This is a genomic window from Mesorhizobium sp. M0011, from assembly GCF_040324155.1.
Classification (GTDB): domain Bacteria; phylum Pseudomonadota; class Alphaproteobacteria; order Rhizobiales; family Rhizobiaceae; genus Mesorhizobium.
Window position 1 is genome coordinate 84,617 of sequence record NZ_JAMYVQ010000009.1, and the last position, 21,227, is coordinate 105,843.

24 protein-coding genes are annotated in these 21,227 nt (G+C 62.9%); 12 read left to right on the forward strand and 12 right to left on the reverse strand.

From position 1 onward, the window contains the following. Positions 1 to 2: 2 nt before the first annotated feature. The 3 genes from NKK51_RS12920 to dapD all read right to left on the reverse strand — a co-directional run bounded on the left by NKK51_RS12920 (position 3) and on the right by dapD (position 1,662). Positions 3 to 380, reverse strand: coding sequence for a DUF805 domain-containing protein (locus tag NKK51_RS12920; protein WP_023810766.1), 378 nt, complete (start codon positions 378 to 380; stop codon positions 3 to 5). Further along, positions 373 to 735, reverse strand: a complete 363-nt coding sequence (locus NKK51_RS12925; RefSeq protein WP_128304182.1) for a DUF805 domain-containing protein — start codon at positions 733 to 735, stop codon at positions 373 to 375. The genes NKK51_RS12920 and NKK51_RS12925 overlap by 8 nt, the downstream gene beginning before the upstream one ends. A 72-nt stretch (positions 736 to 807) precedes the next feature. After that, complete coding sequence (dapD, locus tag NKK51_RS12930; RefSeq protein ID WP_023810768.1) at positions 808 to 1,662, reverse strand: 2,3,4,5-tetrahydropyridine-2,6-dicarboxylate N-succinyltransferase; 855 nt, start codon at positions 1,660 to 1,662, stop codon at positions 808 to 810. A 226-nt stretch (positions 1,663 to 1,888) separates the two neighbouring features. On the opposite strand from dapD, the gene NKK51_RS12935 reads away from it, so the two are divergent. Beyond that, a complete protein-coding gene (locus NKK51_RS12935) occupies positions 1,889 to 2,734 on the forward strand; it encodes an LOG family protein (protein ID WP_023810769.1) in 846 nt (281 codons plus the stop codon). Between the two features lie 81 nt (positions 2,735 to 2,815). Here NKK51_RS12935 and NKK51_RS12940 read toward each other — a convergent pair whose 3' ends face one another. After that, entirely contained in the window at positions 2,816 to 3,541 is a 726-nt protein-coding gene (locus NKK51_RS12940; RefSeq protein WP_352553151.1) for a pyrimidine 5'-nucleotidase, read from the reverse strand. Between the two features lie 160 nt (positions 3,542 to 3,701). Between NKK51_RS12940 and NKK51_RS12945 the strand changes: the two genes are divergently transcribed. From NKK51_RS12945 to NKK51_RS12955, 3 genes are all read left to right on the forward strand, one after another. Continuing rightward, positions 3,702 to 4,463 (forward strand): GGDEF domain-containing protein, encoded by a 762-nt coding sequence (locus tag NKK51_RS12945; protein ID WP_127296470.1) that lies wholly within the window; start codon positions 3,702 to 3,704, stop codon positions 4,461 to 4,463. A 193-nt stretch (positions 4,464 to 4,656) separates the two neighbouring features. Beyond that, positions 4,657 to 4,833, forward strand: a complete 177-nt coding sequence (locus NKK51_RS12950; RefSeq protein WP_352553153.1) for a hypothetical protein — start codon at positions 4,657 to 4,659, stop codon at positions 4,831 to 4,833. After that, a complete protein-coding gene (locus NKK51_RS12955) occupies positions 4,830 to 6,269 on the forward strand; it encodes a GMC oxidoreductase (protein WP_352553155.1) in 1,440 nt (479 codons plus the stop codon). The genes NKK51_RS12950 and NKK51_RS12955 overlap by 4 nt, the downstream gene beginning before the upstream one ends. Before the next feature lie 22 nt (positions 6,270 to 6,291). Here NKK51_RS12955 and phhA read toward each other — a convergent pair whose 3' ends face one another. Continuing rightward, positions 6,292 to 7,128 carry a phenylalanine 4-monooxygenase gene (gene phhA / locus NKK51_RS12960; protein WP_352553157.1) on the reverse strand — a complete coding sequence of 279 codons (837 nt, stop codon included), beginning with the start codon at positions 7,126 to 7,128 and terminating at the stop codon, positions 6,292 to 6,294. A 138-nt stretch (positions 7,129 to 7,266) separates the two neighbouring features. Here phhA and NKK51_RS12965 point away from each other — a divergent pair, with 138 nt between their 5' ends. From NKK51_RS12965 to NKK51_RS12975, 3 genes are all read left to right on the forward strand, one after another. Beyond that, entirely contained in the window at positions 7,267 to 7,743 is a 477-nt protein-coding gene (locus NKK51_RS12965; RefSeq protein WP_352553158.1) for an Lrp/AsnC family transcriptional regulator, read from the forward strand. A 116-nt stretch (positions 7,744 to 7,859) separates the two neighbouring features. After that, the gene (gene bchE / locus NKK51_RS12970; RefSeq protein WP_352553159.1) at positions 7,860 to 9,446 is read left to right on the forward strand and encodes a magnesium-protoporphyrin IX monomethyl ester anaerobic oxidative cyclase; all 1,587 of its coding nucleotides are present in this window, start codon (positions 7,860 to 7,862) and stop codon (positions 9,444 to 9,446) included. Positions 9,447 to 9,653: 207 nt separating this feature from the next. Beyond that, positions 9,654 to 10,052, forward strand: a complete 399-nt coding sequence (locus NKK51_RS12975; RefSeq protein WP_352440605.1) for a RidA family protein — start codon at positions 9,654 to 9,656, stop codon at positions 10,050 to 10,052. A 37-nt stretch (positions 10,053 to 10,089) separates the two neighbouring features. Here the strand turns inward: NKK51_RS12975 and argB are convergent, their stop codons facing one another. Beyond that, positions 10,090 to 10,983 carry an acetylglutamate kinase gene (gene argB, locus NKK51_RS12980; RefSeq protein ID WP_013528489.1) on the reverse strand — a complete coding sequence of 298 codons (894 nt, stop codon included), beginning with the start codon at positions 10,981 to 10,983 and terminating at the stop codon, positions 10,090 to 10,092. Positions 10,984 to 11,142: 159 nt separating this feature from the next. After that, complete coding sequence (locus tag NKK51_RS12985) at positions 11,143 to 12,642, reverse strand: amidase (RefSeq protein ID WP_352553161.1); 1,500 nt, start codon at positions 12,640 to 12,642, stop codon at positions 11,143 to 11,145. 152 nt (positions 12,643 to 12,794) lie between these two features. On the opposite strand from NKK51_RS12985, the gene NKK51_RS12990 reads away from it, so the two are divergent. The 4 genes from NKK51_RS12990 (at position 12,795) to msrB (ending at position 15,554) form a co-directional block, all read left to right on the forward strand. After that, positions 12,795 to 13,334, forward strand: a complete 540-nt coding sequence (locus NKK51_RS12990; RefSeq protein ID WP_352553304.1) for a sigma-70 family RNA polymerase sigma factor — start codon at positions 12,795 to 12,797, stop codon at positions 13,332 to 13,334. Beyond that, complete coding sequence (locus NKK51_RS12995) at positions 13,331 to 14,059, forward strand: anti-sigma factor (protein WP_352553163.1); 729 nt, start codon at positions 13,331 to 13,333, stop codon at positions 14,057 to 14,059. The genes NKK51_RS12990 and NKK51_RS12995 overlap by 4 nt, the downstream gene beginning before the upstream one ends. A 223-nt stretch (positions 14,060 to 14,282) precedes the next feature. After that, positions 14,283 to 14,840: a fasciclin domain-containing protein gene (locus NKK51_RS13000; RefSeq protein WP_352440603.1), complete on the forward strand. Its 558-nt coding sequence runs from the start codon at positions 14,283 to 14,285 to the stop codon at positions 14,838 to 14,840. Between the two features lie 210 nt (positions 14,841 to 15,050). After that, positions 15,051 to 15,554, forward strand: coding sequence for a peptide-methionine (R)-S-oxide reductase MsrB (msrB, locus tag NKK51_RS13005; protein WP_352553164.1), 504 nt, complete (start codon positions 15,051 to 15,053; stop codon positions 15,552 to 15,554). A gap of 112 nt (positions 15,555 to 15,666) precedes the next feature. Here the strand turns inward: msrB and NKK51_RS13010 are convergent, their stop codons facing one another. Continuing rightward, positions 15,667 to 17,262: a DHA2 family efflux MFS transporter permease subunit gene (locus NKK51_RS13010; protein WP_352553166.1), complete on the reverse strand. Its 1,596-nt coding sequence runs from the start codon at positions 17,260 to 17,262 to the stop codon at positions 15,667 to 15,669. A 22-nt stretch (positions 17,263 to 17,284) separates the two neighbouring features. Then, positions 17,285 to 18,484, reverse strand: a complete 1,200-nt coding sequence (locus tag NKK51_RS13015) for an HlyD family secretion protein (protein WP_352553168.1) — start codon at positions 18,482 to 18,484, stop codon at positions 17,285 to 17,287. Positions 18,485 to 18,616: 132 nt separating this feature from the next. Between NKK51_RS13015 and NKK51_RS13020 the strand changes: the two genes are divergently transcribed. Beyond that, positions 18,617 to 19,351: a TetR/AcrR family transcriptional regulator gene (locus NKK51_RS13020; RefSeq protein WP_352553170.1), complete on the forward strand. Its 735-nt coding sequence runs from the start codon at positions 18,617 to 18,619 to the stop codon at positions 19,349 to 19,351. 23 nt (positions 19,352 to 19,374) lie between these two features. Here NKK51_RS13020 and yihA read toward each other — a convergent pair whose 3' ends face one another. The 3 genes from yihA to NKK51_RS13035 form a co-directional block, all read right to left on the reverse strand. Then, entirely contained in the window at positions 19,375 to 20,034 is a 660-nt protein-coding gene (gene yihA, locus NKK51_RS13025) for a ribosome biogenesis GTP-binding protein YihA/YsxC (protein ID WP_032909086.1), read from the reverse strand. After that, positions 20,031 to 20,669 carry a CatB-related O-acetyltransferase gene (locus NKK51_RS13030; RefSeq protein WP_023810785.1) on the reverse strand — a complete coding sequence of 213 codons (639 nt, stop codon included), beginning with the start codon at positions 20,667 to 20,669 and terminating at the stop codon, positions 20,031 to 20,033. Before NKK51_RS13030 ends, yihA begins: the two co-directional genes overlap by 4 nt. Before the next feature lie 124 nt (positions 20,670 to 20,793). Continuing rightward, positions 20,794 to 21,108: a hypothetical protein gene (locus NKK51_RS13035; protein ID WP_023810786.1), complete on the reverse strand. Its 315-nt coding sequence runs from the start codon at positions 21,106 to 21,108 to the stop codon at positions 20,794 to 20,796. Positions 21,109 to 21,227 lie beyond the last annotated feature (119 nt).

Below are 21,227 nucleotides of genomic sequence, written 5' to 3' on the forward strand. Positions count from 1 at the left end.
CCTCAGGATTGTTCCGGCTCGTTGGTGCGCCGGCCATAGCGGTTGGGTCCAGGCTGCCCCGGAAACAGGCACAACACAAGGAAGGCGACGATCGACACTACCGGCACGAACAGGATCAGCGCGGCAATGCCCGGCTTGTCCAAATCGTGCAGCCGCTTCACCGCCAGGGCGATGTTCGACCACAGCGAGGCGATGAAGGCGACGAAGAAGATGAACGACCACATGTTGCTCTCGGCCGAACCTTCCGGCACCAGCGTGAAGCGGTAGAGCGGGAAGGCCTGGATGATGGCGACGAGCAACCCGCCAAGAAAATAGGCCGCGCGACTGACGCGGCCCGAGGTTTTGAAGAAAAGCCAGGTGAGATCTGATCTGTCAGGCAAGCGGGTCCGGTCCATATTGATTGGCGCCCCTGGCGCCTTCGAGAATGCCGCATTCCACCAGAAACCAGATCGGGCCGATGAGCGGCACCAGCATGATCAGGCTCCACCAGCCCGACTTGCCGCGATCATGCCAGCGCTTGGCGTAGACTGCGAGTGCGAAATAGATCGAGGCCAGAGCGATGAGAATGCCGATGATGCCGATCTGGGCGCCACTGGCGGTGGTGATGCGTGTACCGAGAATCGCATCGAGAATAAAGGCAACGATGCCAATGACGATGAAAACGCCAATCGCGGCCCAGAACTTGCCACGGTTTATGCGACCATCAAAACTTGTGAGCAGATCCTTCCAGTCCATGTCACCCCTCCATGTTGAACCAGCGCGACCGATTGTCGCGCCGACGGAAGGTGCGCTCGCTTTGCGCAAAGATCAATCGCGCAGCAATTCGTTGATCGAGGTCTTGGAGCGGGTCTTGGCGTCGACACGCTTGACGATGACGGCGCAGTAGAGGCTCGGACCTGGCTCGCCGTTAGGAAAGGACTTGCCCGGCATCGTTCCGGCGACGACGACGGAATTCGGCGGCACTTCGCCATAGAAGATCTCGCCGGTGGCGCGGTCGACGATCTTGGTCGACTGGCCGATGAAGACGCCCATGCCGAGCACCGAGCCTTCGCGCACGATGCAACCTTCGACCACTTCCGAACGCGCGCCGATAAAACAATTGTCCTCGATGATGGTCGGGCCGGCCTGCATCGGCTCCAGCACGCCGCCGATGCCGACGCCGCCGGAAAGGTGCACGTTCTTGCCGATCTGGGCACAGGAGCCTACCCCGACCCAGGTGTCGATCATGGTGCCTGTATCGACATAGGCGCCGACATTGACGAAAGACGGCATCAGCACGGCGCCCGGTGCGATATAGGCCGAGCGACGCACGATCGACCCCGGCACGGCCCGAAAGCCCGACTTTTCGAAATCGACAGCGCCCCAGCCATCGAACTTCGACGGCACCTTGTCCCACCACATCGCTTCGCCGGGACCACCCTTGATGATCTCCATCGGATTGAGCCGGAAGGACAACAGCACGGCCTTCTTCAGCCACTGGTTGACATGCCACTTGCCGTCGGCCTGCCGTTCGGCGACGCGGACGGCGCCGCGGTCGAGCAGGTCGAGCGCCGACTGGATGGCATCGCGCGTTTCGCCGCGCGTCGCCGTCGAAATCGCGTCGCGTTCCTCGAAGGCCTTCTCGATGGTCTTTTCGAGGCTCGCCAGATCGGGCTTCGACATGAATTCGCTCCATTACCAAGCTGTTAAGGGGCTGCGCCTTAACCTGTTTTGAAAGTCGCGCGGACCCCATGCATGCTTCGCATGCTTGCGTCTTTGCATGTAGCAGGTTCTTGTCACAAAACCGCGGGACACTTTTGCGGAACCTGCTTATGTGAAGCCTTGGTGAGGGTCAATCGCGGCTGCGTCATGGGGCGGCGCAAGTTAAGAATTTGGACGGGTAGAGCATATGACACCTATGGAAAAGGCGGGCTGGACGCCACTGCCGCATTCGGACGAGGATCTGGAGCGGTCGAAGAGTGTGCCGGACACGCCGCAGACGCGTGCCGAAACCTACCGGCTCGCCTGGAACGATCCCGACTTCATGACGCGGCGCGAGTTGCGCGCGGTCCGGCTGCAACTCGAACTCCTGAAACCGGAGATGATCCTGGCCGAACGCGGCATCCGTTCGACGGTGATCCTGTTCGGCGGCGCGCGCCTGCCGGAACCCGGCGGCGAGGCCTGGGCGGCCAAGAACGAGACGCAGAAGAAGAACCTCGAGGAGAACAGCAAATACTATGAGGAGGCGCGGAAATTCGCCCGCCTCTGCTCGCAACAGTCGGCTACCTCCTATTACCGCGAATATGTCGTGGTGACCGGCGGCGGGCCCGGCGTGATGGAAGCGGGAAACCGCGGCGCCGACGATGTCGGCGCGCCGTCGATCGGCCTCAACATCGTCCTGCCGCACGAGCAGGCGCCGAACATCTATGTGACGCCGGAGCTCTGCTTCAACTTCCATTATTTCGCTATCCGCAAGATGCATTTCGTCATGCGCGCCAAGGCGGTCGCGGTGTTTCCGGGCGGCTTCGGCACGATGGACGAATTCTTCGAGACGCTGACCCTGATCCAGACAGGGCGCATGGAGCGCGTGCCGGTGATCCTGTTCGGCAAATCCTTCTGGAAGCGGGCGATCAATCTCGATTTTCTCGCCGAGCAGGGCACGATCAGCCCCGGCGATCAGGACATCATCGACTTCGTCGACACCGCCGACGAAGCCTGGGGGATCATCAGCCGGTTCTACAAGCTGGGGGAGTAGGGCAGTGGGGAATTGAAGAGCTGGTGAATTGAAGAACTGGGGAACTTGATCCGTGGAGACCGTCCTTCATTCTTCAATTCTTCAATTCTTCAATTCCCCTCTTCCTTCCCCCTCCACAATCGCCGTCAGAAACCCCGCCAGATCGTCGGTTACGAAATCGACATCATCCTCGTTGGCCGGGTCGCGCTCCCAGATCTCGGCAAAGGTCGGCTCGAAATTGCGCGGCACGATAAGCACCGTGGTCATGCCGAGCGACTTCGGCACCGACAGGTTACGGGCAAGGTCTTCGAACATCACCGCATTGTGGCCGGTGACGGCGTGCAGTTCGGCGAACTTCTCGTAGGTCTGGCGCGCCGGCTTGGGATTGAGCCCGGCGGCGACGATGTCGAAGATGTCGTCGAAATGGTCGAGGATGCCGAGTTGGCGCGCGGTGCGCTCGGCGTGCCTGCGGTCGCCATTGGTGAAGATGAACTTGCGGCCCGGAAGCTGGCGGATGGCGGTGCCGAGAACGGGATCGGGCACCAGCCATGAATAGTCGATGTCGTGGACCTTCTCGAGGAAATCGTCGGGGTCGATGCCATGACGTGTCATCAGGCCGTTCAGCGTCGTGCCATATTCGCGGTAGAGTTCCTTCTGCAACCTGCGCGCATCGTCGCGCGGCAATGCCAACAGTTCGCCGACATAGGCGGTCATCTTGACGTCGATCTGCGAGAACAGATTCGAATGATGCGGATAGAGCGTGTTGTCGAGATCGAAGACCCAGTCGGTGACATGGGCGAAGCGGGCGGGGTCAGGGAGCGTGGTCATAGGCTCCTTATGGCATGAAACGCGCATTCCGAAAGCGACTTTATCCACAACTTCTGCTCGTTGAGGTTGCGTAAATCGCCTCACGATTCAAATTTTAGGCATCTGGGAAAGGTGGCCTTCAGGGCTTGCTGGCAGAGAGGCAGTCTTGTGGGAGCAAGCGATGAACAGCATAATTCTGAGATCCGCCGCCGTTGCTTTCGCCTCAGTCGCGGCCTCTCTCCTGCTGACCCTGATCATCGTTCCGGCCATGGGATTTCCGGTCAACCGCACGATCTGGCTGACCTCCACCCTCTGTCCGCTGGTGCTGGCGTGGGCCGCCAGCGCAAGCACTTTCTGGCAAAGCGACAGGCTGAAAAACGCGCATCGCGATCTCGCCCGCGCTCATGCCCAGCTCGCCGCCGCGCATCGCCGACTGGCGGAAAAGGCGAGCCGCGACGACATGACCGGCATGCTCAACCGGGAAAGTTTCTTTGCCGCGCTTGACGGTTCGCGCCGCAAGTCCGATCGCGGCGCGCTGCTGATCATCGACGCCGACCACTTCAAGACCATCAATGACAATTTTGGCCACCTGACCGGCGATGACGCGCTGCTTTTGATCGCCAGCGCGATCCAGCGCGGCGTGCGCAGCGGCGATGTGCTCGGCCGCATCGGCGGCGAGGAGTTCGGCGCCTTCCTGATCGGCGCCACCGAGCAGGAGGCCAAGCGCGTCGCCGAGCGCATTCGCCGCGAAGTCGAGCTGATCCGCTTCCGGCCCGTCGACGAGCGGACCATCCCGCTCACGGTCAGCATCGGCGGCACTGTCTGCAGCGAGGAAGCCAGTGTGTCGGAGCTGATGCGCGCCGCCGACCGGCGCCTCTACCAGGCCAAGCACCAGGGCCGTAACCTGACGATCATCGACACCGGCATTTCCGAGGCGGCGTGATCCGATCTGCCGCAACCGGCCTGTTAAGAAAACTCTAACCCTGTTTGCACTCGGTTGTACCGCTTAGCCGGGTTTTCACTGCTTTGCGGCCAGACTTGGCACGATACTGGCTTCCACGGTGATGCATGTGTCGTTCCGGGAATTGCCGTTCTGGGACGCCATGCAGTGCCGAAGCCCAGCCGAGAGACCAGCCATGAGTTTCATCATCAAAAGAATGTCACGCCGCGCGCTCGTGCAGGCGTTGATCGCATTGCCTGCCCTGTCTTTGTTCCGCAGGCTGCCTGATGCCGATGCCGCCGATCCAGAGCCTGACCCGAACGAGATCGTCGAGGTCAATGGCTGGATCCTGAAGCGGAGCGACCTGGCATGATCTTCGACAGCTACCAGGCGTATCGCGCCGCGAACTTCACCCCGAAGGTCTGCATCCTCGGCTCCGGCCCGGCCGGTACCACCATTGCCCGCAAGCTGGGCGCCGCCGGCATTCCGGTGGTGGTGATGGAAGCCGGTCCGCGCGAATTCAGCGACGACTCGCAGGATTTCTACCGGGGCAGCACGGTCGGGGATTTCTATTTCGATCTCGACATAACCCGGCTGCGGTTCATGGGGGGCAGTTCCAACCACTGGGCAGGCTGGTGCCGCGTGCTCGATAAGCAGGATTTCGAGCCGAAAGCCTGGGTACCCGATACGGGCTGGCCGATCCGCCGCACCGACATCGAACCCTATCTGCCGGAAGTGCGCGACATTCTCGACCTTCCGGCCCTCCGGCCCGATATGCCGATCTCGGACGACATTCGCTGGGTGCAGCTGATCAAGAGCCCGGCCGTGCGCTTCGCCGAGAAGTTCGGCGATGAACTCGACAAAGCCACGAACATCGCGGTGGTGCTCAACACTTGTGCCACCGAACTTGCCGGCGACGGCAAACGCGTGACTGGCGCCAGACTGTGGTCGAACGGGCAGGATGCCGGCTCATTCAGTGCCGACTATTTCATCGTCTGCACCGGCGGGCTGGAGAATTCGCGGCTGCTTCTGTGGTCGAACCAGCGTTCGAACGGCGGCGTCGTGCCGAATGCGACGGCGCTTGGCCGCTACTGGATGGAGCATCCGACCTTCGAGGGCGGCAACGCCATCCTGGCCGGCTACAACGCGTTCGAGGTCGATGCCGTCAACGAGGCCTTCTTCTCGCCGACACTTGCCGCCATGGAGCGGCTGCAGATCATGAATTTCGGCATCAGATTGATCGAGACACCGTATCCGGGGGTCAAGAGCCTTATCGCCGATCTCGCCTGCACGGCGCCCGACATGGCCGAGTGGATGTCCTCCAAGCTCAGCCAGAGGCTGCGCTGCGCCGCGCAGCTCTACGTCGCCTGGGAACAGGCGCCGCTGGCATCCAACCAGATCGAGCTGTCGGAGACCGATGTCGACCACGCCGGCGTGCCGCGCATCGAGCTACACTGGAAGAAGTCGGAAATGGAGCGCCGCACCCTGCTCGAAGGGCTCAGACTGTTCGGCAAGACGCTTATCGAGAAGAATCTCGGCCGCGTGCGCATTGCCGACTGGATCAGCAATGGTCAGGATTATCCGACCAACGACGAGACGGCGGGCCATCACCATATGGGCGGCACGCGCATGGGCACGGACATCAGCAAGAGCGTGGTCGACGCCAACTGCAAGGTGCACGGCATGGACAATCTCTATGTCGGCGGCTCCTCGGTGTTCTGCACGTCGGGTCAATGCAACCCGACGACGACGATCACCGCGCTGGCCTGCCGGCTGGGCGACCATCTGAGCAAGGTGGTCACCGCCTGACGGTTCTGCGGCAACGTGCTCGCTATAACGTCGCCGGGTCGAGCGCCGGCTGGTCCTTGCGCCGGGCGACGATCGCCGCGAAATCGGCGGTCTGGAAGGCATCGCGCAAGGCGTCGAAGGACGGCAGCACGAAATAGGCGCGCTGGAACTTGTCGATCTCGTAGCCGGTGCGCATCACCGTTTCGAGGTCGAATGGCACGTGGTGGGCGTCGTTGCCTTCGACCGCGAACTGCAGCTCGGTAAACGACGACATCAGGCCGGCGCCAAAGGCCTTTAGCGGCTGGCCGGCCTCCTGCATCAAGCCGTATTCGGCCGTGTACCAGTAGAGCCTGGAAATCATCTCGTCGCCGCCCAGCGCGATGATGTTGCCGGCCTTCTCGCCATACATCTGCATGAAATCGGCGAACACCGGTTGCGACAGCGCCGGCACGTGGCCGAAGAAGTCATGGAACATGTCGGGCTCGACAATGTAGTCGAGCTCCTGCCTGGTCCGCAGCCAGTTGGTGACCGGGAAGCGGCGATCGGCGAGATGGTCGAAAAACGGGGCCGCGGGAATGAGCCCCGGCACCGCGACGATCTGCCAACCGGTCAGTTTGCGCAGCTTGGCGCTGACCTCGTCGAAATCGGGAATACGGTCGAGCAGGCCGAGTTTTTCGACGCCGTCGAGATAGGAATGGTGGGCGAGCTTGCGCGTCAATTTGGTCTGGCGCTCGCACAGCGTGCGCCACACCGCCTGCTCTTCTTCGCTGTAATCGTAACCCTGCGACACGGTGAAATCGGCACGGCAGACCGAGTAGTCGCCGCGCAATCCTTGCGCCGCGCAGTCGCGGGCGTATTCGGCAACGCTCATCGTCGTCATGGTTTTCTCCTCGCAAATCATGAATGACAGACGTGCCGAAAGGCTACCCGGATTTGCCGAGGCAAATCGGTTTTGATGATGGCTCGAACGGAATATTCGAGATAACATCCACTCACAAAACCCTCTGTCGGAGTGAAAATGCCTCAGTTCGACGATTTCGAGATCAAAATGCTCGATGTCCTGCAGCGCGACGGGCGCAAGCCGGTTTCCGAACTGGCCCAAGAGATCGGTCTGTCGACGACGCCGTGCGCGCGGCGCTTCGAGGCGCTGCAGGAGGCCGGCATCATCAAGGGATTTGCCGCGGTGATCAGCCGCCGCGCGGTCGGCCTGATGGTCGAGGTGTTCATCCAGGTGCGCCTGGTCAGCCACAGCGACGGCTCGCCCGAAAGCTTCATCGCCGCCGTGCAGCGCATGGACGAGGTGTCGTCGTGCTGGACGATGACTGGCGACCATGACTTTCTGCTGCATGTCATGGTGCCGTCGGTCGACGAGCTCAACGCTTTCGTCATGCACCGGCTGATGCGGCTCGACGGCGTGCGCGACGTCCACACGCAGTTGGTGCTGCAGAACATCAAGGGGCCGGGCCATGTGCCGCTCGGGCATCTCCGGAAGTGAGAATGCCTCCTTTCCTCACCCCTTAAGCAAAAGCTGCACGCAAACTGCTGAAACGGGCCAAGCGCGTGTCCACATCGCCGGCCAGCTTGCGCGGACCAAGCGCCCAGAGGTCCGCCATGAAAATCGTCCTGATCAATCCGCCGCACACCGCCATCGGCAGCCGCGTGCCCGACGATCATTTGCCGCCGCTCGGCCTGCTGGCGATCGGCGGGCCGCTGATCGATGCCGGGCACGAAGTACGGCTCGTCGACGCCGAGTTCGGGCCGATGCCGCTCGATGACGTCGTGCGCAACGCACTGGAGGACCACCCCGACTTCGTCCTGATCGGCCATTCCGGCTCGACCTCGGCGCATCCGACCGCCTTGCTGATCGCTGAGCAGATCAAGCAGCGGGAGCCGGCGACCATCATCATCTATGGCGGCGTTTTCCCCACCTATCATTGGCGCGACATCCTGTCCGCAACGGATACATTCGACTTCATCGTGCGCGGCGAGGGCGAGGCGACCGTCGTGGCGCTGGTCGAGGCGCTGGAAATGCGCCAGCCGGCGGCGAGCGTAGCCGGCATCGCCTATCGCGACGATCTCAGCCGCCCCTTCGCCACGCAACCGGCCATGACCATTGCCGACCTCGACGCCTACCGCGTCGGCTGGGAGCTGATTGAGCACTCGCGGTACAGTTACTGGGGCGGCAAGCGGGCCGTGGTCATGCAGTTTTCGCGCGGCTGTCCGCATCTGTGCAACTATTGCGGCCAGCGCGGCTTCTGGACCCGCTGGCGGCATCGCGATCCCGTAAAGTTCGCCAGGGAGATCGCCTGGCTGCACCGCGAGCACGGCGTCGAGCTGATCAATCTCGCCGACGAGAATCCGACGGTCTCGAAGAAGGCCTGGCGCGTCTTCCTCGACGCCCTTATCGCCGAGAACGTGCCGGTGCTGATCGTCGGTTCGACCCGCGCCGACGACATCGTGCGCGATGCCGACATCCTGCATCTCTGTCGTAAGGCCGGTGTCATCCGCTGGCTGCTCGGCATGGAAAACACCGACGAGCAGACGCTGCAATTGATCCGCAAGGGCGGCAGCACCTCATCCGACCGCGAGGCGATAAGGCTGTTGCGCCTGCACGGCATCCTGTCGATGGCGACCTGGGTTGCCGGCTTCGAGGACGAAGGGTTTCGCGATCTGTGGCGCGGCTTTCGCCAGCTCATCGCCTACGACCCCGACCAGATCCAGGCGCTTTATGTGACGCCGCATCGCTGGACGCCGTTCTTCCGCATTGCGCGGGATCGCAAGGTGATCCAGCAGGACGCGCGCCTGTGGGACTACAAGCACCAGGTGCTGCAGATGACGCGTCTGAAACCCTGGATGCTGTTCTTCAGCGTCAAACTGATCGAGCTCGCAGTGCAATCGCGGCCCAAGGCGCTGGCGCGCATCCTGTTCCACAGGGATCCCGAGCAGCGGCATTCGATGCGCTGGTACACGCAGATGGGCCGCCGCGTCTGGTTCCGCGAGGTCTGGGGTTTTCTGGTCCGCGACGTCAGGGTGAAAGACGGCCCGACGCTGGCTGAATTCTGGGGCGCGCCGCAGGACGCCGAGGAGGAGTCAATGACCGTTCGACGCCCAGCGCGCAAGCTGACTCTGCCTGGGACCGCGATTCGTCGAATGCCTGACCGCGCAAATGAGCTTGGCCCGCAGCCGATACTATCCTGAAAATAACATACGCTGCGTATGCATATTGACATACGTCGCGTATGCACCCACATCGCGCATGCGGGGCGTATGTCAAAAATCACCCCGGATTGGTGGAGCGCAGCGATCCAAAACCCCGAAGCCTTGCGAACGGCTCTCGCCCTCTCGGCGACGCCACGTCGCGATCGTCGGGAGGTCGGACCTGCCTTGTCTAGATGGAGTGAAACTATGACCAAACGCGACGCGATCTTCCCTGCTGGCCGGCAGGCTCTCTACGAGATCAACCGCTATTCGGCGGCGATCCGCTCGGGCGACCTTCTGTTCGTCTCCGGCCAGGTCGGCAGCCGCGAGGACGGATCGCCCGAGCCGGTCTTCGAAAAGCAGGTCCAGCTGGCCTTCGACAATCTCGCGGCGGTGCTGAAGGCCGCCGGCGGCACGTTCGACGACATCGTCGACGTGACCACGTTCCACACCGATCCGGCCGCGCAATGGGAGGCGATCGATGCCGTTCGAAAGAAGGTATTCGGTGAGCCGCCTTACACGAACTGGACCGCGGTTGGCGTGAACTGGCTGGCGGGATTCGATTTCGAGATAAAGGTCATCGCGCGCCTTCCCCAATCTGCCTGAACGACCGGCGGCGGACGATCAGCAGATCGGCCGCCGCTCAGGGGACGATCAACGTGCCGGCGCCGTGTTCGGTGAACAGTTCCAGCAGCACCGCATGCGGCGTCTTGCCGTTGAGGATGACGACGCCTTCGACACCGCGTTCGATCGCTTCGATGCAGGTCTCGACCTTGGGGATCATGCCGCCCGAGACCGTGCCGTCCTTGATCAGCGCCTTGGCCTCGGCCACGGTCAGTTCGTCGATCAGCTTCTTGTTCTTGTCGAGCACACCCGGCACGTCGGTGAGGAACAGCAGGCGCGTCGCCTGGCAGGCGCCGGCAATGGCGCCGGCGAAGGTGTCGGCATTGATGTTGTAGGTGTGGCCGTCGCGTCCTGGCGCCACCGGCGCCAGCACCGGGATCATCTCGGAGCGCGCCAGAAGATCGAGCAAGGTGCGGTCGACCTCGACCGGCTCGCCGACGAAGCCGAGATCGAGCACGCGCTCGATGTTGGAGTCCGGGTCGATCATGGTCTTGCGGGCCTTTTCGGCGAACACCATGTTGCCGTCCTTGCCGCACAGGCCGATCGCCCATTCGCCCTCGGCGTTGATCAGTGCGACGATCTCCTTGTTGATCGAACCGGCCAGCACCATTTCGACGATCTCGACCGTCTTCTGGTCGGTGACGCGCAGGCCGCCCTCGAACTTCGATTCAATGCCCATCTTGGCCAGCATGGCGCCGATCTGCGGGCCGCCGCCATGGACGACGATCGGGTTGACGCCGGACTGCTTGAGCAGCGCGATGTCGCGCGCGAAGGCCTTGCCAAGCTCGATGTCGCCCATGGCATGGCCGCCATATTTCACCACGACCGTCTTGTGCTCGTAGCGCTGCATGTAGGGCAGCGCCCGCGACAACAGGGCTGCCTGCATTTCGGCGGTGGCGGTTATTTCCGTCATCGGCTTGGTTCCCGGCTTTTTATTTTAAGCATGTCGTTGTCGCAAAACCGCTGGACCCTTTTGGGCGACATGCATCAGGTAAGGACGGCGGCGTCTTAGCGGGAATTGGCGTCGCCCGCAAATGGCTTTGCAGTCATATTCGAGCGCTTCACGACCTCGTCATTGTGGCGGCACCATCAGCGGCGCCCTGCGGTCCAGCCAACCCGAGATCTTCTCCATCTGCGCGGCGAGCGACAAAAGCGTCTCCTCGCCGCCCGGACGGCCGGCCGCCTGGACGCCGAGCGGCAGGCCGGCGTCAGTCACATGGACCGGCAGCGCGATCGACGGCTGGCCGCTGACATTCTGGATCGCCGGCCAAGGGGTGAACCAGAGGCTCTTGTCCATCAGCTGCCCGAAGAACGGCTTCAGCTTCAGCAAAGGCGTCAGACGAAGCTTGTCGAGCAGGTTCTCGATGAGTTCGTCGGCGCCTTTCGGATCCATGGCGCCGCAGGCGAGCGGCGGGTGGGCAATGACCGGCATCAGCACGGCGTCGTACTGCACGGTCTCCGAAATCAGGCGTCGCGAGGCGGCATGCAGCCGCTGCAGGTCGGCATAGGTCTCGCCGGCCGACACCAGTTCGCCGAAGCGGGCGAGCACGCGCGTCGCCCGCTCGATGTCGCCGGTAACGGAGCGCCCGACACGCAGCGCTTCGGCGCGCATCGTGCCGGCAACGGCGGAGGCAACCGTCCTGCAGAAATCGGCGAAGAAATCGCGGCCGATAAAGGGCAGGTCGATCTCTTCGACCGTGTGGCCGCCCTCGCGGGCAAGCGCCACCGCCTTGTCGAGCGCCTTGAGCGTCTCGTCCGAGATCGGCAGGCCAAGCGGCGATTTGCGGTACACGGCCAGGCTGAGCTTGCCGGGATCGCGCGCGGCAGCGGCCGCGAACGTGCCTTTCGGCGGCGGCGCGGCATAGGGCGACAGAGGATCGGGGCCGTGGGTGAGGTCGAGCAGCAGCGCGCAATCGCGCACCGAACGGGTGAGCGCATGGTCGACGACCATGCCGTACCAGCTTTCGCTCACCAGCGGCGTCAGCGGTGTGCGGCCGCGCGACGTCTTCAGACCGACAAGCCCGGTGCAGGCGGCAGGCACGCGGATCGAGCCGCCGCCATCGGAGGCATGCGCCACCGGCACGACGCCGGCTGCGACCAAGGCTGCCGAACCGCCCGAAGAGCCGCCGCTGGTATGGCCGGTGTTCCACGGATTGCGGGTGATGCCAAAGGCCCTGGATTCGGTCATCAATCGAAGCCCGTGCTCCGGCGATGCCGAGGTGACGATCGGGATAAGCCCGGCAGCGAGATAGCGGTCGGTCAGCACCGAATTGACATCGGCCAGCCATGCCGGAATGCGGCTGCCGCCATGCGTCGGCACGCCCTTGATGGCGATGCCGAGATCCTTGATGGCGAAGGGAACACCGGCCAGCGGCAGCGTGCGGTCGACGGCCTTGGCGCGGGCGCGGGCGGCATCGTAGAGCGGCTCGGCCGTGGCATTGATGTCGGGACGGGTGGCCTCGGCGCGGGCAATCGCCGCGTCGGTCAGCTCGACGGCCGAAACGTCGCCCTTGCGGACCAGATTGGCGAGGCCCGTGGCATCTTCTTCCCAAAGGATCCGTTCGACCGACATGCGCGCTCCCCCATCACTGAGGGCAAGCTAGCCAGTGGCGATTCCATTGGCAATCGGTGGACGGATCCGGGCTGGCGACACACAAAAGCTTAGGCGTGCACAAGATTATTTCCGCCGTTGCAAATACATCGCAATCGCCTAACTTGCCTGCAATGACGCCGCAGGACATCACCAAGCTGATCGTTCGGACTTCGAGGAAGGATCGGGCCGCGTTCGATCTGCTTTACCGGCAGACCAGCGCGAAACTTTTTGGCGTCTGCCTTCGTGTCTTGAACGACCGGGGAGACGCGGAAGAAGCGCTGCAGGAAGTCTTCGTCAAGATATGGACGAAGGCGGATCGTTTTGCGGTCTCCGATCTAAGCCCGATCTCCTGGCTGGTGGCAATCGCGCGCAACCATGCGATCGATCGCATACGAGCGCGGCGCAAGCCTGCCGCCGACATCGATGCCGCGCTCGACGTGGCCGATCCGGCGCCGGGGCCTGAAGCGATGGCGGTGGCGGGAGACGAATCCGAACGTATCCACCATTGTCTCGATGAGTTGGAGAAGGACCGGGCAGCCGCCGTACGGGGGGCCTATCTCAAGGGCGAGAGCTATGCCGAACTGGCGGAGCGCCATGGCGTGCCGCTGAACACGATGCGGACATGGCTGCGCCGCAGCCTGTTGAAACTCAGAGAATGTCTGGAAAGATGACGCTGGCAGAAGACACAGGACCGGAACGTGGAGGCGACGACCTGCTCGCCGCCGAATACGTTCTCGGCGTGCTCGATGCCGACGAACGCCAGATCGTCTCCCGCCGCATCGATGCGGATACGGTTTTCGCTCGTCTTGTCGAGAGTTGGGAGGTCAGTCTCTCACCGCTTGCCGCCGCCTATCGGGAAGTCGAGCCGTCGGTTTCGGTGAAGACCGCTGTCGACCGCCGCCTGTTCGCCAACGCTGCCGCCGTGACCACGCCCGCCGAATGGCGCGGCGGCCTGTGGTCCAGCCTGGCCTTCTGGCGCGGCCTTGCCGCGGCCGCGGCTGCGGCACTGGCGATTTACATCGCCGTGCCAGTCCTCAACCCCCCGGTCGAGCAGCCGCAGGCGCGCCTCGTCGCTTCGCTGGCCGCCGAAGGCAGCGACGTTAGATATCTCGCCGTCTATGATGCCGCGCATCACGAAATCGGCCTGTCGCATGTCTCCGGTGAGCGTGCTTCCGGCAAGGATTTCGAGCTGTGGATGATCGAGGGCAAGAACCCGCCGGTGTCGATGGGCGTCATTCCGGCCGGTGCTACGGCACATATTGTCATCTCGCCGGCGGCCCAGCAGAAGCTTGCCCAAGGCGCGGTGCTTGCCGTCAGCCTCGAGCCGTCAGGCGGTTCGCCGACCGGACAGCCGACCGGACCGGTAGTCGCCGCCGGCGACCTGAAGAGCATCTGACCGGCTCCGCGCGCCTGAAAAATCACAAAAGACTATCATAAGTCTATCCCTCACTGAACATGCCCATAGACAGCATGTCGACCGCGACCGATTGCTTGGGAAATCCGCCGGGCGCGTTAGATAAAATAAAAAATCACGATATTTCTGAAACTCGGGCGATTTTGTCCCGTATCTCCTCGCGTCCCCAAAAATGGGAAGAGAAAAACCCGAGGAGTTCGACATCATGCGTAGATACGTCACCCTTTTGCTCGCCGGTACGATCGCCGTTTCGGCCCTTGCCACCGCCGCCTATGCCGAAAACCCGATGGTTGGCGGCGCCGCGATGTTTGCCGACAAGAACATCGTCGAGAACGCCGTGAACTCGAAGGACCACACCACGCTGGTCGCCGCCGTGAAGGCCGCCGGCCTTGTCGAGACGCTACAGGGCGCCGGTCCGTTCACTGTGTTCGCTCCGACCAACGAGGCCTTCGCAGCCCTTCCGGCCGGGACGGTCGAGACGCTGCTCAAGCCTGAAAACAAGGACAAGCTCACCAAGATCCTCACCTGCCATGTCATCGGTGCCAAGGCGATGGGGGCGGACGTGGCCTCGATGGCCAAGGCTGACGGCGGCACCCACAAGGTCAAGACGGCCGGCGGCTGCGAGCTGTCGCTCAAGGCTGACGGCGGCAAGGTCACCGTCACAGACGAGAACGGCAATGTCGCCAATGTGACGATCGCCGATGTCGAACAGTCCAATGGCGTCATCCACGTCATCGACAAGGTTCTTTTGCCGAAGATGTAACAAGGGGCTTGCTGCCGGCGAACTGGCAGCAAGGGCCCTCCGTCGATTGCACGATCCCGCTCTGTGATCCGCAATTGACCCGCGCACTCCGCGCCTCCCACATTCGGATGTGGGCGGGCGCGGAGTGTTCGTTCGAGGGGCTTCCGTCACCGGCTTTTGATTTCCGCGCGACGGTATAGTTTGGCAAAAGGACATCAGGAGGAACTGGTCATGAACCGTCGCGACTTTCTTTTGAGCGGTGCCGCCGCCATCGGCGTCGTCGGGATCGCGGCAACGATGCTGCGCATGGGCGATCCGCAGGCAGCACAGGCCGCCGAAAAATTCGAAGTCACCAAGACCGACGCCGAGTGGAAAGCCATCCTGTCGCCTGCCGCCTTCAACGTGCTGCGCAAGGAAGGCACGGAGTATCCCGGCACCAGCCCGCTGCTCAACGAACACCGCAAGGGCATCTTCGCCTGTGCCGGCTGCGACCTGCCGCTCTATTCGTCGGAGACGAAATTCGATTCCGGCACCGGCTGGCCGAGCTTCTGGCAAGAGATCCCCAAGGCTATCGGCACGACCGTGGACCGCTCGCTCGGCATGACGCGCACCGAGGCGCATTGCCGCCGCTGCGGCGGCCATCTCGGCCACGTCTTCGACGACGGTCCGGCGCCGACCGGCCTGCGCCACTGCATCAACGGCGTCGCGCTGACCTTCAAGCCCGCCACAGCCTGACAAATTCCAACTGGATATGAAAAACTCCGGGCTTGCGGGCCCGGAGTTTTTTGCGCGGTCAGAGCTTTTCAGGCGTGGACTGGAGGAGCTTCCCGAAACAGCTGCCCACGTATCAGTGGCCGCCGCCGCCACCTCCGCCCGTCGCGGCCGGCTTGCGGATCAGCATGGTGAACATGCCAAGCGTCGCAAACAGCACCGTCAGCATGAAGAACACATCCATGAAGGACAGCAGCGCCGCCTGCTGCTGGACCATGCCAGACAGCTTGGAGATCGCGGCACTTGTCGCGTCGAGGCCGGGGGTTTGCTCGAAATTGAGCGTCATGTTCTGCAGCTTGGTCTGCGCGGCTTCACTGCCCCATTGCACATGTTCGGAGAGCCTTGCGTAGTGGAAGGCATTGCGGTCGATCAGCACGGTATTGATCAGGGCGAGGCCAACCGCACCGCCAAGGTTGCGGGTGAGGTTGAACAGGCCTGAAGCGTTCTTCAGCCGCTCGGGCGGCAAGGTGCCGAGCGCGATGTTGTTGATCGGCACCATGCACAGCATCATCGAACAGCCGCGCAGGATCTGCGGGATGAGCAGCTCATAGAAATCCCAGTCGGCGGTCAGATGCGTCATCCACCAGGTGCCGGTGGCGAAGCCGAAGAAGCCGATCATCATCATCAGCCGCGGGTCCATCTTATTCGACAGGATGCCCGAGATCGGCGCGGTGAAGAACATGGCCAGGCCGCTGACGAACAGCGCCTCGCCGATCATCATCGAATCGTAGCCACGGATGCGCCCGAGATACACCGGGTAGAGATAGGTCAGGCCGTAAAGGCCGATGCCTATGACGAAGGAGAACAGCGAGCCGAAGGCGAAGTTGATGTTGGTGAAGGCCTTCAGGTCGACGATCGGCTCCTCGGCGGTGAACGCCCGCCAGAAGAACTGCACCGCGCCGATGGTCATGACAATGGCGCAGATGAAGACGCCCTGATCCTGCATCCAGTCATTGTTGGGACCCTCCTCGAGCACATATTCCATGCAGCCCAGGAGAGCCGCCATGCCGGCGAGGCCCCACCAGTCGAACTTGCTGAACAGCTTGAGGTTGGGTTTGTCGAAGTCGATCAGCGTCCAGGCCGCCGCTGTGACCAGGATGCCGGGCACGACATTGACCAGGAACAGCCAGTGCCAGGACATGGCATGGCTGATGTAGCCGCCGACAGTCGGGCCGATGGTCGGCGCCAACGTCGCCACCAGGCCGATCATCGGCGAGACGAAGGCGCGGCGCGAGGGCGGGAAGATGGTGAAGGCAGCGGCGAAGACGCTCGGGATCATGCCGCCGCCGATGAAGCCCTGGACGGCGCGGTAGACAATCATCTGGTCGATGTTGGTGGCGGTCGCCGCCAGCGCACTGGCCGCGGTGAAGCCCGCCGCCGAGATCGTGAACAGCACGCGCGTCGACAGCATCCGGCTGAGGAAGCCCGACAGCGGGATCATCACCACTTCGGCGATCAGATAGGCGGTCTGCACCCACGGGATTTCGTCGGAGCTGGCGCTCAGGCCGGCCTGGATTTCCGACAGAGAGGCGGAGACAATCTGGATGTCGAGGATGGCCATGAACATGCCGAACACCATCGCCAAGAAGGCGATGACGCGCCGCGTCGAAATGGTGTCAGGCACAGCCGGCCTCGCCGGCGGCGCTCCTGCTGTCAGGGTTGCGGTTGCCATGGCATTGCTCCCCGGCGGCCGCTCAGTTCGACGCTGCCGCTGATGCCGAACCAGATGGGGCGGTACGGCTGTCGACGGCGACGACGACGCTCAGGCCGGCGCGCAGCTTGCCGCTCTTCAGCGCATCGGCGGGCACATCGATGCGGACCGGAACGCGCTGCACGACCTTGGTGAAGTTGCCGGTGGCGTTTTCGGGCGGCAGCAGCGAGAACACGGCACCCGAAGCCGGCGCCAGCGACGAGACGGTCCCCTCGAAGTCCTGGCCGTCGGTCGCATCGACCGAGATCTTGACCTTCTCGCCGGGCACCAGCCGGGCAAGCTGCGTCTCCTTGAAGTTGGCGACGATGTAGAGCTTGTCCATCGGCACGATGACGGCGAGCTTCTGGCCGGGGCTGACAAGGTCGCCCTGTTCGACCGAGCGGTTGCCGACGATGCCGTCATAAGGCGCCTTGAGCACGGTGAAGGAAAGATCGCGCAGCGCCTTGTCATGGCTGAGCTGCAGGGACGCCAGCGTGCTCGCCGATTCCGCGCGTTGCGCCTGCAGCACGCCGATATTGGCCTGCGCGGCGGCGATCTGTGCGTCGGCGCCGACAAGGGCGGCATCGGCCTGCTGGACCGCCGTTTGGGCGTCGTCCAGCTGCGCCTGCGTGCCGACATGCGTCTTGAGCAGCTGCAAGGCGCGCGCCGCGACCTTGGCTGCATTGTCGGCCGCGGCCTGGTCGGCGACCTTCTGCGCCTGCGCCTGCTGCAGCGAGGCGCGGGCCGCGTCGGTCTGGGCGTCGATACGGTCGAGCGTCTTGCTCAAGGTGGCGATCTGCGCCTCGGCCTGGGCGACGGCAATCTTGTAATCGCCGTCATCGACGACCAGCAGCGGATCGCCGGCCTTGACCGACTGGTTCTCGCTGACCTTGACCTGATCGACATAGCCGGAAATCTTGGGCGAGATGAACGCCATGTCCGCCTGGACATAGGCGTCGTCCGTCGAGATCATGAAGCGGCCCGTTGTCCAGTAATCGTAACCGTACCAGGCGCCGGCGCCGAGCAAGGCAACGCCGATGATCGGCAGCAGAAAGGAACGCACCGAGCGCTTCTTCTTGGCCGGAGCCTCTGCCGGCGGCGACGAGACGGGCTGGACAGGCATATCCGGTGCTTCCGTCGCCGGCGCAACCTTGGCGTTGGGGAAGGGACGGACTTCGGCTGTGGTCGGCGCGTTCGAGGACATGACATCTCTCTAAAGTTATAATATGATACTGAACCGTTCGGTTCGATCCGGCCGTTGACATAGCGCGTAAAGAGGACCATATCAAGGGCAATCGAACCGCTTGGTTCGAATTATTTTCGAGGTGTGACTTTCATGGCCGAGACCCCGCCCAATGTCGAAAACGAGTCGTGCGACGACCTGTTGGAAAGCTTGCGCCGTGGCCGCCCGGCCGCGGGGCAGGATCCGGTCAAGCGCAGCCAGATCATCGATGGCGCCCGTCGTGTCTTCATCGACAAGGGCTTCGAAGCCGCCTCGATGAACGACATCACCCGCGAGGCCGGTGTCTCCAAGGGTACGATCTACGTCTACTTCGCCAACAAGGAAGAGCTGTTCGAGGCGCTGATCGAGGAAGAGCGCGGCACCATCTTCAAGAACATGTATGACGTGCTGGACAACGCCGACAACCTGCGCGAGACGCTGGTGAAGTTCGGCAAGGTGCTGGCCCTCAAGATCACGTCGGCCAAGGTCATCCAGGCGCAGCGCACGGTGATCGGGGCATCCGACCGGATACCCGACATGGGCGCGCGTTTTTACGAGCGCGGTCCCAAGCGTGGCCACGACAAGGTCGCGGCCTTTCTCAATGCCGCCATCGAGCGCGACCTGCTGCGCATCGACGATGTCGATCTTGCCGCCTATCAGTTCACCGAACTGTGCCTTGCCGGTCTGTTCCGCCAGTGCATCTTCGCCTACCGCACGAAAGCCCCGACCCCGGACGAGATCGATCACATCGTCAGGTCAGGCGTCAGCATGTTCCTCAGGGCATACGGCACCGAAAGGCTTGTGGCGGAAGAAGGCCATCAGACGATTGCTATCGAGGCCAAGCCGTAGGCCATGCTCTAAGGTGTGGATGCTTAGCCGCCATTGGCGGCAAGCACGATGGCCGCCTGCAATTCCTGAAGGCCCTCGGCTTTTTCCGAAGACGTCGCCAGCACGAACGGAAACGCCGCCGGCCGCTTCTTGATCTTTGCCAGCGTCTCCTCGATCAGCCGCGGCACGCCGGCAGTCTTGATCTTGTCGGTCTTGGTCAGGACGATCTGGTAGGACACCGCCGCCTTGTCGAGCAGCGACAGCACTTCATCGTCCTTGGCCTTGATGCCGTGGCGGGCGTCGATCAGCACATAGACACGCTTCAGCGTGACGCGGCCCTTGAGATAGTCGAAGACCAGCTTGGTCCACTCGTCGACTTTCTCCTTCGGCGCGGTGGCGTAGCCATAGCCGGGCATGTCGACCAGCGCCAAGGGCGGCAGGTCGGCGCCCTCACCCGAAAATCCGTCCGGCACGAAATAGTTGAGTTCCTGCGTGCGCCCCGGCGTGTTGGAAGTGCGCGCCAGCCCCTTCTGGTTGACAAGTGCGTTGATCAGCGACGACTTGCCGACATTCGAGCGGCCGGCAAAGGCGATTTCCGGCGGCCCTTCCGGCGGCAGGAACTTCATGGCCGGAACGCCGCGAATGAAGATCCATCCTCGCGTAAACAGTTCGGTGCCGATTGTGCTGCTGTTCAGAGCGTTCAAGCTGCTGCCTCCAGAAGAGAAATATTGGCACCCCGGATAGCATCGAGGTTGCGGCTGACCTTGTCCACCGGCCAGTCCCACCACGCCACCGCCAGCAGCCGCCTGATTGTCCGGTCGTCGAAACGCATCTTTACCACCTTGGCCGCGTTGCCGGCGACGATCGCATAGGGCGGCACGTCATGTGTCACCACCGATTTCGCGGCAACGATGGCGCCGTGGCCGATTTCCACCCCGGGCAAGATCACCGCCTCCATGCCGATCCAGACGTCGCTGCCGACAATGGTGTCGCCGCGCACTTCCCTAGACCAGGTCGCCGGGTCAAAACCCTTTTCCCAGCCATGGCCGAAAATATTGAACGGATAGGTCGAAAAGCCGGACATAGCGTGGTTGGCGCCGTTCATGATGAAGCGCGCGCCCTCGGCGATGGCGCAGAACCTGCCGATGATCAGCTTGTCGCCAATGAACGGATAATGGTGCAGGACGCATTTTTCGGCGAATTTGTCCGGACCGTCGGGGTCGTCATAATAGGTGAAGTCGCCGACCTCGATGTTCGGCGCGTTCACCAGCCCCTTGAGGAAGCCGACGCGGGTATGCATCGGGATCGGGTGCTTGATGTCTGGGTTGGGTCCGTCCATGTCGAAATCCGTCAGAGAAATGGCCGCCAGGCGCATCCGAAACTCGAATGCGCCCGTTCAAAATAGCGTGATCCGCCCTATAGCACCAATCGGGCGACGAGCGAGCTTTCCTTGACGGTCTTGCTCATTTGCTGCCGCGGCAGATCACGATCGGATCGGACAGCGCGCTGTCGAAACCGCTGCCCTGATAGACGGTGACGTTCGCCGCGCCGGGCGGCAGCATGAAGCTGCCTTCGACGATTTTCTGGTCTCCGGTCGGCATGTGGAGAGCCCAGCTATAGGTGCAAAACTGAGGCGGCGCCTGGGGTTCGACGTGGCTGCAGTTCAATTGCGCGCCACCCAGCATGGCGGCGCCACCGCAGCTGACGGCGTCCTTTGCGAACGCAATGCCCGGCCATCCCGCGATGGCCGATACGGTCAATATCTTCAGCCACTTCATCGTCTCATCCCTGCGCTGCAACAGCCTGCTACCGGAGCCTTTTTGTGGCGTCGCAGCCCATGCGTCATTTTTTCCAGGCGGGCTTAGTCCGTCTTGCGCACCGCGTCCAGCGGGATTAT

Excerpts from the sequence above, each read along its gene's own strand:
- NKK51_RS12925 (WP_128304182.1), bottom strand. The coding sequence starts at position 735 with ATGGACTGGAAGGATCTGCTCACAAGTTTTGATGGTCGCATAAACCGT.
- dapD (WP_023810768.1), bottom strand. The coding sequence starts at position 1,662 with ATGTCGAAGCCCGATCTGGCGAGCCTCGAAAAGACCATCGAGAAGGCC.
- NKK51_RS12935 (WP_023810769.1), top strand. The coding sequence starts at position 1,889 with ATGACACCTATGGAAAAGGCGGGCTGGACGCCACTGCCGCATTCGGAC.
- NKK51_RS12940 (WP_352553151.1), bottom strand. The coding sequence starts at position 3,541 with ATGACCACGCTCCCTGACCCCGCCCGCTTCGCCCATGTCACCGACTGG.
- NKK51_RS12945 (WP_127296470.1), top strand. The coding sequence starts at position 3,702 with ATGAACAGCATAATTCTGAGATCCGCCGCCGTTGCTTTCGCCTCAGTC.
- NKK51_RS12950 (WP_352553153.1), top strand. The coding sequence starts at position 4,657 with ATGAGTTTCATCATCAAAAGAATGTCACGCCGCGCGCTCGTGCAGGCG.
- NKK51_RS12955 (WP_352553155.1), top strand. The coding sequence starts at position 4,830 with ATGATCTTCGACAGCTACCAGGCGTATCGCGCCGCGAACTTCACCCCG.
- phhA (WP_352553157.1), bottom strand. The coding sequence starts at position 7,128 with ATGACGACGATGAGCGTTGCCGAATACGCCCGCGACTGCGCGGCGCAA.
- NKK51_RS12965 (WP_352553158.1), top strand. The coding sequence starts at position 7,267 with ATGCCTCAGTTCGACGATTTCGAGATCAAAATGCTCGATGTCCTGCAG.
- bchE (WP_352553159.1), top strand. The coding sequence starts at position 7,860 with ATGAAAATCGTCCTGATCAATCCGCCGCACACCGCCATCGGCAGCCGC.
- NKK51_RS12975 (WP_352440605.1), top strand. The coding sequence starts at position 9,654 with ATGACCAAACGCGACGCGATCTTCCCTGCTGGCCGGCAGGCTCTCTAC.
- argB (WP_013528489.1), bottom strand. The coding sequence starts at position 10,983 with ATGACGGAAATAACCGCCACCGCCGAAATGCAGGCAGCCCTGTTGTCG.
- NKK51_RS12985 (WP_352553161.1), bottom strand. The coding sequence starts at position 12,642 with ATGTCGGTCGAACGGATCCTTTGGGAAGAAGATGCCACGGGCCTCGCC.
- NKK51_RS12990 (WP_352553304.1), top strand. The coding sequence starts at position 12,795 with ATGACGCCGCAGGACATCACCAAGCTGATCGTTCGGACTTCGAGGAAG.
- NKK51_RS12995 (WP_352553163.1), top strand. The coding sequence starts at position 13,331 with ATGACGCTGGCAGAAGACACAGGACCGGAACGTGGAGGCGACGACCTG.
- NKK51_RS13000 (WP_352440603.1), top strand. The coding sequence starts at position 14,283 with ATGCGTAGATACGTCACCCTTTTGCTCGCCGGTACGATCGCCGTTTCG.
- msrB (WP_352553164.1), top strand. The coding sequence starts at position 15,051 with ATGAACCGTCGCGACTTTCTTTTGAGCGGTGCCGCCGCCATCGGCGTC.
- NKK51_RS13010 (WP_352553166.1), bottom strand. The coding sequence starts at position 17,262 with ATGGCAACCGCAACCCTGACAGCAGGAGCGCCGCCGGCGAGGCCGGCT.
- NKK51_RS13015 (WP_352553168.1), bottom strand. The coding sequence starts at position 18,484 with ATGTCCTCGAACGCGCCGACCACAGCCGAAGTCCGTCCCTTCCCCAAC.
- NKK51_RS13020 (WP_352553170.1), top strand. The coding sequence starts at position 18,617 with ATGGCCGAGACCCCGCCCAATGTCGAAAACGAGTCGTGCGACGACCTG.
- NKK51_RS13030 (WP_023810785.1), bottom strand. The coding sequence starts at position 20,669 with ATGGACGGACCCAACCCAGACATCAAGCACCCGATCCCGATGCATACC.
- NKK51_RS13035 (WP_023810786.1), bottom strand. The coding sequence starts at position 21,108 with ATGAAGTGGCTGAAGATATTGACCGTATCGGCCATCGCGGGATGGCCG.